Origin of the sequence: Nonomuraea turkmeniaca, from assembly GCF_005889735.1 — a bacterium.
GTDB lineage: Bacteria > Actinomycetota > Actinomycetes > Streptosporangiales > Streptosporangiaceae > Nonomuraea > Nonomuraea turkmeniaca.
On record NZ_VCKY01000106.1, the window covers coordinates 26,430 to 35,435 of the forward strand.

Annotated in this window: 8 protein-coding genes; 4 read left to right on the forward strand and 4 right to left on the reverse strand. The window is 70.9% G+C overall.

Features of this window, described 5'->3' with window-relative positions; genetic code table 11:
• Positions 1 to 51: 51 nt before the first annotated feature.
• Positions 52 to 900, forward strand: coding sequence for a LysR family transcriptional regulator (locus tag ETD86_RS28260; RefSeq protein WP_138669197.1), 849 nt, complete (start codon positions 52 to 54; stop codon positions 898 to 900).
• Positions 901 to 1,050: 150 nt separating this feature from the next.
• Here the strand turns inward: ETD86_RS28260 and ETD86_RS28265 are convergent, their stop codons facing one another.
• From ETD86_RS28265 to ETD86_RS28280, 4 genes are read right to left on the reverse strand one after another with little or no spacing between them, the layout of a single operon-like run.
• Positions 1,051 to 1,722: a pentapeptide repeat-containing protein gene (locus tag ETD86_RS28265; protein WP_138669198.1), complete on the reverse strand. Its 672-nt coding sequence runs from the start codon at positions 1,720 to 1,722 to the stop codon at positions 1,051 to 1,053.
• A 4-nt stretch (positions 1,723 to 1,726) separates the two neighbouring features.
• Positions 1,727 to 3,211: a glycoside hydrolase family 3 protein gene (locus tag ETD86_RS28270; RefSeq protein ID WP_138669199.1), complete on the reverse strand. Its 1,485-nt coding sequence runs from the start codon at positions 3,209 to 3,211 to the stop codon at positions 1,727 to 1,729.
• Between the two features lie 25 nt (positions 3,212 to 3,236).
• Complete coding sequence (locus tag ETD86_RS28275) at positions 3,237 to 4,601, reverse strand: alkaline phosphatase D family protein (RefSeq protein ID WP_138669200.1); 1,365 nt, start codon at positions 4,599 to 4,601, stop codon at positions 3,237 to 3,239.
• Between the two features lie 3 nt (positions 4,602 to 4,604).
• Complete coding sequence (locus tag ETD86_RS28280; RefSeq protein ID WP_138669201.1) at positions 4,605 to 5,768, reverse strand: acetyl-CoA C-acetyltransferase; 1,164 nt, start codon at positions 5,766 to 5,768, stop codon at positions 4,605 to 4,607.
• Between the two features lie 97 nt (positions 5,769 to 5,865).
• On the opposite strand from ETD86_RS28280, the gene ETD86_RS28285 reads away from it, so the two are divergent.
• From ETD86_RS28285 to ETD86_RS28295, 3 genes are all read left to right on the forward strand, one after another.
• On the forward strand, positions 5,866 to 6,534 hold the full coding sequence (locus ETD86_RS28285; protein WP_138669202.1) for a TetR/AcrR family transcriptional regulator: 669 nt from the start codon (positions 5,866 to 5,868) through the stop codon (positions 6,532 to 6,534).
• Complete coding sequence (locus tag ETD86_RS28290) at positions 6,531 to 7,211, forward strand: DNA alkylation repair protein (protein ID WP_138669203.1); 681 nt, start codon at positions 6,531 to 6,533, stop codon at positions 7,209 to 7,211. The genes ETD86_RS28285 and ETD86_RS28290 overlap by 4 nt, the downstream gene beginning before the upstream one ends.
• A gap of 209 nt (positions 7,212 to 7,420) precedes the next feature.
• Positions 7,421 to 8,863 carry an ATP-binding protein gene (locus ETD86_RS28295; protein WP_138669204.1) on the forward strand — a complete coding sequence of 481 codons (1,443 nt, stop codon included), beginning with the start codon at positions 7,421 to 7,423 and terminating at the stop codon, positions 8,861 to 8,863.
• The last annotated feature ends 143 nt before the right edge of the window (positions 8,864 to 9,006 follow it).

Here is a 9,006-nt window from a genome sequence, read left to right on the forward strand (position 1 = left end):
TTGATCGTTGCGATCGTGCCGAGAACCCGGAGCGTCGTGCACCATGTATTGATGCTGCTTATGCTCAGGGAGATCCACTGCTTCACGCGGGTCGCGGACCGGCTCAGCTTCTCGGCCGCCGCCGCGGACCTGGGCATGTCGCAGCCCGCCATGAGCCAGGCCATCACCCGCCTCGAACGCGCCGTCGGCGTCAAGCTCTTCGACCGCACCGCCCGCGAGGTACGGCTCACCGCCGAGGGCAAGGCGCTGCTGCCGTACGCGGAGCAAATGCTCGAATCGGCCCGGGCGTTCACCGCGGAAGCGGCCCGGCTCGCCCGCCCGACCATTCACCTCGCTTATCCACCGCTGGTGGGCACACTGGCGGCGCGGATCGTCCGGCGCCTCGCGGGACGCAACCCGCCGATCGGCGTGGAGCTCACGGTCGCGGGCCGGGGAGCCGCGGCCCAGGCGCTGACGGACGGCCAGGTGTCGGCCGCCATCCTGGCCACGCCGGCGCCCGCCCGGTTCGTCACGGCGGCCAGGTTCCACGTGACCGTCGACCACCTCGCCGTCCCCGTGGGTCACCGGCTGGCGTCCGCCCAGAAGGTGGCCGCGGCCGACCTGACCGGCCAGGTGCTCCTCACGCCGGGCACCCGCCCGTGGACCGGCCTGCCCGGCCACGCCCGCATGGTGGCCGACGACGACTTCGCCGCGGCACTCGACCTGGTGGCCGCCGGCGCGGGCCTGCTGCCGATCCCGCAGCTGCTGGTCAGGGCCATCAGGCGGGACGACGTACGTTTCGTGCCGCTGGACGCGGGCGACCTGCGCATCACGTACGCGCTGGCCTGGTCGAAGGAGCGGGTCACGCCGGAACTGATGGCTCTGGTCCAGGCCGTTCAGGACGCTCTGTGGACACGGTGACGGCGTTCCTGACGGCCTTCCGCGCGCCGTCAGGCGAGCCGGCGGGCCTGTCCGGCGCCAGGAAGGGGGTATCCCAGCGGACGCGCCGCACATCCCCACGGCGGGGGTGCGGCAGCTATCCCATCATCTCGGCCGCCGGAAGAGGAGCGTTCAAAGGACAGTGATGCCGCGGGCGGCGAGGATGGCGTTGGCCTGGGTCTGGTTGATGACGGCGCCGGCGAAGGCCCGGAGTTTGGCGTCGTCCGGTTGCCCCAGGTCGGCCCCTCGGAGGTCGGCCTTCGCGAACTTCGTGTTCAGCAGGCGTGTCCCGATGAAGCGGCAGTCGCTGAACGTGGCCTCCGTGAAGTCGCAGCCCGACAGGTCGGCGTCGTCGAAGCGCACACCTTCGATGAGCTCGCCTCGCAACGAGCACCCGCCCAGGTTGGCGAGCGTCAGGTTGGAGCGGGCGATCTTGAAGCCGGTGCCGCGGGACCCGGTCAGGGAGGCGCCGATCATGCGGCAGCCGGTGAACGAGACGTCTGTCACCAGCGCCCCGCCGAACTGGGCCGACGACAGGTCCACGTCCGTGAACGACACGTCGATGAGGTCGGCGTCGTTGAAGCGGGTCCGCATCCCGCCCCCGCCCGTGAACACCGCCCCGTCCAGGTCGGCCTTGCGGAAGTCGGTCTGGTCCAGGACGCAGGACTCGAACCGGGCCCCGGCCAGCGGGGCGCCCCACAGGTCGGTCTCCGTGAGGTCGCAACCGCGGAAGACGTGTGGCTCGTCGGACGGGAGCCGGTCGGCCAGCGCCTTGTGTGAGAGGTCTTCCCCGTCGAAGTTCACGGGGTCACACCCTACCGGTCAGCACCTCCGCGGCGGCCTGGCCGCAGACCCGCGCGGAGCCGTACGTGGCGATGTGGACGGCGCCCAGGTCCGAGCGGGCGGGCAGGCCCATCTCGACCACGACCGCGTCCGGGCGGGCGCTGAGGAGGTGGCGCAGGGCCTCGGCCTGCCAGGCGTAGCGGTGCGCGTCACGTACCACGATCACCAGGGGGCGGAAGACGGCCGCGCCGATGAGGCGCTCCAGCGCGGCGCCCGTCGCCTCGCCCACCGCGAGGCGGGTGACCGTGGTGCCGGGGAGCAGGCGGCTGAGGGGCTCGCCCACGCCCCAGGGGGTGCTCTTGTCGATGGCCAGGTTCATCTCCGGGGCCAGCTCGACCACGTACGGAGCCGAGGCGAGCGGGAGGACCGGGGCCGTGGAGCGGCGGGTGACGCGGATGGCGCGGCGGGCGGCTGTGAGGCCGAGGTAGCCGTTCTCGTGGCCCTGGATGTCGCTGCCCGAGGAGGCGGCCCAGGCGGCCAGCTCGCGGACCCGGCGAGCGGCGTCGGCCAGCCGCTCCTCGGGCAGCAGTCCATCGGTCACCGCGGCGGCGATGGCGTCGCGCACCTCGACGGCGACCGCCTCGTCGGCCCGCTCGCCGCCGATGCAGATCGCGTCGGCCCCGGCGGCGATGGCGCGGGCGGAGGCGCCCCCGATCCCGTACGCCCCCGACACCGCGGCCATCTCGATGCCGTCCGTGATGATCATCCCGTCGAAGCCCAGCTCCTCACGGAGCAGCCCGGTGAGGACCTTGGGGCTGAGCGTGGCGGGCAGTTCGGCGTCGTACGAGGGCACCAGGAGGTGGCCGGTCATGACGGCCTTGACGCCCTCCTTGATCGCCTCGCGAAAAGGGACCAGCGCGGCCTCGATCCCGTCGTCGGCCACCACGGGCACGCCGTGGTGCGAGTCGATGGAGGTGTCCCCGTGCCCGGGAAAGTGTTTGGCGCAGGCGGCGACGCGGGCCGACTGCAGGCCGCGGACGAACGCCCGGGTGTGCCGGCCGACCAGGGCCGGATCGGCGCCGAAGGCTCGCAGGCCGATGACCGGGTTGTCCGGGTTGGAGTTCACGTCGGCGGAGGGGGCGAAGTCGATGGTGACGCCGGCCCTGGCCAGGTCGCCGCCGAGGTCCCTGGCGAGTGCCTCGGTCAGGGCCTCGTCGTCCACGACGCCGAGGGCGTACCCGCCGGGGCGGCTGCTGCCGGTGGCCACCTCCAGCCTGGTGACCTCGCCGGACTCCTCGTCGGTGCCGACGAGCACCGAGGGGTTCTCGGCGCGTAATGCGGCGGTCAGCCGCGCCACCTGGCCGGGGTCGGCGATGTTGCGGGAGAACAACACCACACCCGCCAGCCCGTCGCCGAGTCTGCGACGGAGCCAGTCAGGGGGCGTCTGTCCCGCGAAACCGGGGAAGAGGACGGCGTCGGCGAGGCGAAGCAGGTCACCGCTCTGGGGCATGCCCGCAATCTAATAGGAAAGTTTCCTATTTGCTAGAGGTATTTTCTGACGTCAGCCCGTCTCCCTTGGTGAGGAACTCCGCCACCGTCTGTACCGGTGCTCCCTTCCTGTCCACGAAGTCCACCGCGCGCACCGCCACCCGCAGCTCATCGGGGCCGGCCACGCAGGACAGATAGCCCCGGCGGTCGTCGAAGAACTTCAGGTGGGGGTTGGCGGCCAGCACGGCGGGACCGTCGGTCTGCGGCGGCCGGCTGCTGATCGAGCTGCCCACGAACTCCACCCCGACCGTGGCGGAGGCCGGATTCAGGAAGTCCGCCTTGAGGTCGCCCGCCCAGAAGTTGTGCACGTCGCCGCTGAAGACGACCAGCCCGGACACGTTCGCGGACAGGATGCGGGCCCGCTGGTCCTGGTGGCCGTCCCAGGAGTCCGGGCGCAGGTTGGGCGGCGGCCCGGGGACGAAGCGGCGGGCGAAGAACAGCGGCTGCACCAGCACCCGCCACCGGACCGGGCTGGTGAGCAGCCGGGACATCAGCCACTGCTCCTGGGCGGCGCCGAGCATGGAGCCGGCGTCGCGGTGCTGGCGCACGTCCAGCACCATGAAGTCGGCGACGAGCCCGTACGTCCGCCGCCGAAACATCTGCAGGTTCCCGTTCTGCGGCCGCACCCTGAGCGGCTGGTTCTCGTAGTAGGCCTGATAGGCGGCGCCCCTGCGGCGCAGGAACGCGGCGGACCCGTCGCCCCTGCCCCGGTAGTTGTCGAGCACCTCGTGGTCGTCCCAGGTTGACACCCAGGGCGCGGCGGCGTGGGCGGCCTGCAGGTCGGGGTCGGTCCGGTAGCGGGCGTAGCGCAGGCGGTACTCGTGCAACCGGCTGACCTCGCCCGGCACCGGCCCCAGCGGCCGTACGACGGCGGCGGACTGGCGCGACTCGTAGATGTAGTCCCCCACGTGGAAGACGACGTCGGGCCGCTCGGCGGCCAGATGCCGGTACGCGGTGTAGAAGCCGTGCTCGTACCGCTGGCAGTTGGCGACCGCGAACCGCACGGGCCGCGCCGCGGCCGGGTCGTCCGCCGTCCTGGTGCGCCCGACGGGGCTCAGGTTGCCGCTCGCCCGGAACCGGTAGAAGTAGTCGGTGCCCGGTTTGAGCCCGGCCACCCTGACGTGCACGCTGTGCGCCCAGGTCGGCAGCGCCTGGATCGTCCCCTGGCGCAGCCCCTGGGTGAACCGTTCGTCCTCGGCGAGCTGCCAGCGCACCTCGACGGCCCGGGGGGTCATGCCTCCCGGGCGCAGGGGGTCGGCGTTCAGCGGGTCAACGGCTAATCGGGTCCAGAGGACCACGCCGTCGGGCATCGGCTCGCCTGAGGCGACACCCAGGGTGAAGGGATTGGCCATACCTCATGGTGACGCGCCGAGCCGTTCGATGACGGTGACGTTCGCCTGTCCGCCGCCCTCGCACATGGTCTGCAGGCCGTACCTGCCGCCGGTGCGCTCCAGCTCGTGCAGCAGTTTGACGGCCAGTACGGCGCCGGTCGCGCCGAGCGGGTGGCCGAGCGCGATCGCGCCGCCGTTCGGGTTGACCCTGGCCGGGTCGGCGCCGGTCTCCTTGAGCCAGGCCAGCACGACGGAGGCGAACGCCTCGTTGATCTCGATGGCGTCGAAGTCGTCGATCGCCATGCCGGTCATGCCCAGTGCGTGGACGGTGGCCGGGATGGGGGCGGTGAGCATCGTGATCGGATCCGCGCCGCGGGCCGACAGGTGGTGCACGCGGGCCCGCGGGGTCAGGCCGTGCTCGCGTACGGCCCGCGGTGAGGCGATGAGCAGGGCGGCGGCGCCGTCGGAGATCTGCGAGGCCAGCGCGGCGGTCAGCCGGCCGCCCTCGACGAGGGGCTTGAGCGCGGCCATCCTGTCGAGCGTGGTGTCCCTGCGCGGGCCCTCGTCCGCGGCGACGCCCTCGCAGGGGACGGTCTCCCGCCGGAAATATCCGGCGTCGATGGCGTGCAGGGCACGCCGGTGCGACTCGTACGCGTACCGCTCCATCTCTTCCCGCGGGATGTCCCATTCCGCGGCGATCCGCTCGGCGCCGGTGAACTGGGAGACCTCCTGCGTGCCGTACCGCGCGACCCAGCCCTTCGAGCCCGCGAAGGGGCTCTCGTGCCCGAGCGCGCGCCCGGCCAGCATGGCGGACGAGATGGGGATCATGCTCATGTTCTGCACGCCGCCCGCCACCACCAGGTCGCTGGTGCCCGACAGCACGGCCTGGGCGGCGAAGTGCAGGGCCTGCTGGGAGGAGCCGCACTGGCGGTCGACCGTGACGCCGGGCACCTCCTCGGGCAGGCCGGCGGCCAGCCAGCAGGTGCGGGCCACATCGCCGGCCTGCGGCCCGATCGTGTCGACACAGCCGAAGATCACGTCTTCCACCGCGGACGGGTCGGCGCCCGAGCCGTCCATCAACTCCCTGAGCACGTGCGCCCCGAGATCGGCCGGGTGAATGCGGGCCAGGCCGCCGTTCCTGCGCCCGACGGGGGTGCGGACGGCGCCGACGATGTACGCCTCGCTCATCCTCGCATCGTAGCAAGCGCTTGGTCTAATCCGGAACGCCTGATGAGCTGGGCCGGTTAGGTGAACAAGCGATTGTCCGTGGGCTCATAATGGTGATGTGACCACGCGAAAGAACTCCGGCACCGCCACACCGGCGAAGCGCCAGCGCACGACCTCCACCGGGTCGGCGTCCGAGCGCCGCGACCACCTCGTCAAGCTCGCCGCGGAGCTCTTCGCGCGCAAGGGCTTCCAGGCCACGACAGTACGCGAGATCGCCGACGAGGCCGGCATCCTCTCCGGGAGTCTCTACCACCACTTCGACTCCAAGGAGACGATCGTCGACGAGGTGTTGTCCACCTTCCTCGACGACCTCATCGCCCGCTACCGCGCCGCGGTCGAGACCAGCTCCGACCCGCGCACCGTGTTGTCGGAGATGGTCCGCATCGGGTTCGGCACCCTGGAGCCGCACCGGGCCGCCATCACCGTCATGCAGAACGACTGGAACTACCTGCGGCAGTTCGAGCGCTTCAACTACCTCGTCAAGGCCGAGGACGAGGTCGAGCAGATCTGGGTGACGCAGATCAAGGCGGGCCAGGCGGTCGGGCAGTTCCGCGCCGACGTCGACCCCAAGCTCACCTACCGCATGATCCGCGACACGATCTGGGTGGCCGTGCGCTGGTTCCGCCCCGGCGGCAGGCTCAACACCGGCGGCCTCGCCGAGCACTACATCACCGTGCTGTTCGACGGACTCGCCACGGGCGAGCGTACGACCCAGCGCAAGGGATGAGCCTGGGCAAGGCGGTCCGGCTGGCCCTGCAGGCGGTGGCCGAGCCGGACAAGGCGGAGGCGATGCGGGCGTACATGAAGTCCACCCTGCCGTTCCTGGGCGTTCAGGCGGTGCCCAGGCGGGCCGCGCTCAAGCGGGTGTTCGCCGACCACCCCTTCGAGAGCGCGCCGGAGTGGCGGCGGGCCGTGCTGTCGCTGTGGCGCGAGGCCGAATACCGCGAGGAGCGGTACGCCGCCATCGAGCTGTCCGGATACCACCTCTACCGCGGCTTCCAGACCCTCTACACGGTGCCGATGTACGAGGAGATGGTCGTCACCGGAGCCTGGTGGGACCTGGTGGACGAGCTGGCCACGCACCGGATGGGCGCGCTGCTGGCCGCGTACCCGGACTCGATGCGGCCGCTCATGCTCGAGTGGGCGCACGACGCGGACCTGTGGAAACGGCGCACCGCGATCCTGTGCCAGAACCGGTTCAAGGGCCGCACGGACACGGCCCTGCTGTACGCGTGCATCGAGCCGAGCCTGTCGGACAACGACTTCTTCGCCCGCAAGGCGATCGGCTGGGCGTTACGCGAATACGCCAAGATCAATCCCAGCGAGGTCGTCCGCTACGTGAAGGCCAAGGGCATCTCGGGCCTGAGCCGCCGTGAGGCGCTGAGGAACCTGCCGGTCAGCTGAGAGCCGTCTTGTGCCGCGGAACTGGGGGCCATGGCACGCGTGGCGGCGAGGCCGTTGCGCATCCCTTCGCCGGCCGTCCCCTGACGTGTTAAAGGCCCCGCCCGCCGTACGGCGGGTCAGGCTCATTTGCTCGCGGTGGGGCAGGCGCGCCGAGGCCGACAGCATGTAGATTGAATCTACATAGATTCAATCTACATAGGACTGTCCAGATGTCGGGGTTCGGTTTCATTGGCAGGTCCGTTGAGCTGGCCTTTCTCCACAGGCGGCTGGACCAGGTGACGAGGCAGGTCCACGGGACCGCGCTGGCCATCCGGGGACGGAGGCAGGTGGGGAAGTCGCGGCTGGTGCAAGAGTTCTGTGACGAGGCGGCCGTGCCATACCTCTTCTTCTCGGCGATCAAGGGGGCCGCGCCGGTCGACTCCGTGAGCCGGTTCTGCCGGGAGTTGGCCGAGTCATCCCTTCCCGAGGACCCTGGACTGGTCTCATTGCTCGAGTCGGGAAATTGGTTCGAGGCGTTCAAGATCCTTGCGTCCGTTCTGCCCGCCACGCCGTCGATCGTGGTGTTGGATGAGCTACCCTGGCTGGCCGAACAGGATCCGACCTTCGACGGGTCGCTGCAGATGGCCTGGGATCGGCTGCTGTCCAGGCGCCCCGTCGTGCTGCTGCTGCTCGGTAGCGATCTGCACATGATGGAGCGCCTCACCTCATACGACCGGCCCTTCTACGGCAGGGCGGATCCGATGATCCTCGGGCCGTTGAATCCCGCTGAGACCGCGCGGGCGACCGGACTGAGCGGTGCCGACGCGATCGACGCCCAGTTGGCGAGCGGCGGTCTGCCAGGGATCCTGCGCGGTTGGCCGCACGGCATGCCCGCGCTTGACTTCATCCGCCAGGAGTCGGCCCAGCCCGTCTCGCCGCTGTTCGCCGTCCCTGAGGCCACACTCATGGCGGAGTTCCCCTCGCCGGACATCGCGCACCGTGTCCTGGAAGCCATAGGCAGCGGAGACCGAACCCAGGCGAACATCGCGGCGACCGCGGGCGGCCCGGGCGGCGCGCTCGTCTCGGGCACTCTCTCGCCGATCCTGCACAAGCTCACGCACGACAAGCGTGTCGTGGCGATGAATGAGCCACTGTCGACCAGGCCGGGCAAGCCCGCCCTCTACCATGTTGCGGACTCCAACCTCCGGCTCTACCTGGCGGCCTTGCGTCAGACGCAGGAAGAGAGCCGCAGGGGCAGGCCCGAGGTGGGCTTCCGGGGTGTGGAACGGCGCTGGTCGGCCTGGCGGGGGCGGGCCGTGGAGCCGTTGATCCGCGACTCGCTGGCGATGGCCGCGGACGGGCTTCCCTGGCCCGAGACCACAGCAGTGGGCGGCTGGTGGAACCGGTCGTTCAAACCCGAGGTGGATCTGGTCGGCGCCGATCGCGGGCCGGTGGCTCGGCAGGTGTTCTTCACCGGGTCGGTGAAATGGCTCGACGGCGAGTTCGATGGACACGCGCTGCGTGCGATGTTCGAAGCCTCGGCTCAGGTTCCTGGGGTGGTTCCCGGACGGACAGGGACCGTGGTGGTCTCCCGTTCGGGGATGGCCGCCGGAGTCGGGCCTGTCGACGTGCACTGGGGGCCGGAGGACATCGTGGGGGTCTGGCCGGTGTAGAGCGGGGGGCGCCTAGCGGCGATCGAGGCGGGACAGGACGGCTTCGGCCTCGGCCATGATGCGTTCGATCAGCTCGTGGCACGACGGCAGGTCGTCGAGCACGCCCACGACCTGACCCGACGCCATCACCCCCAGGTCCTGTC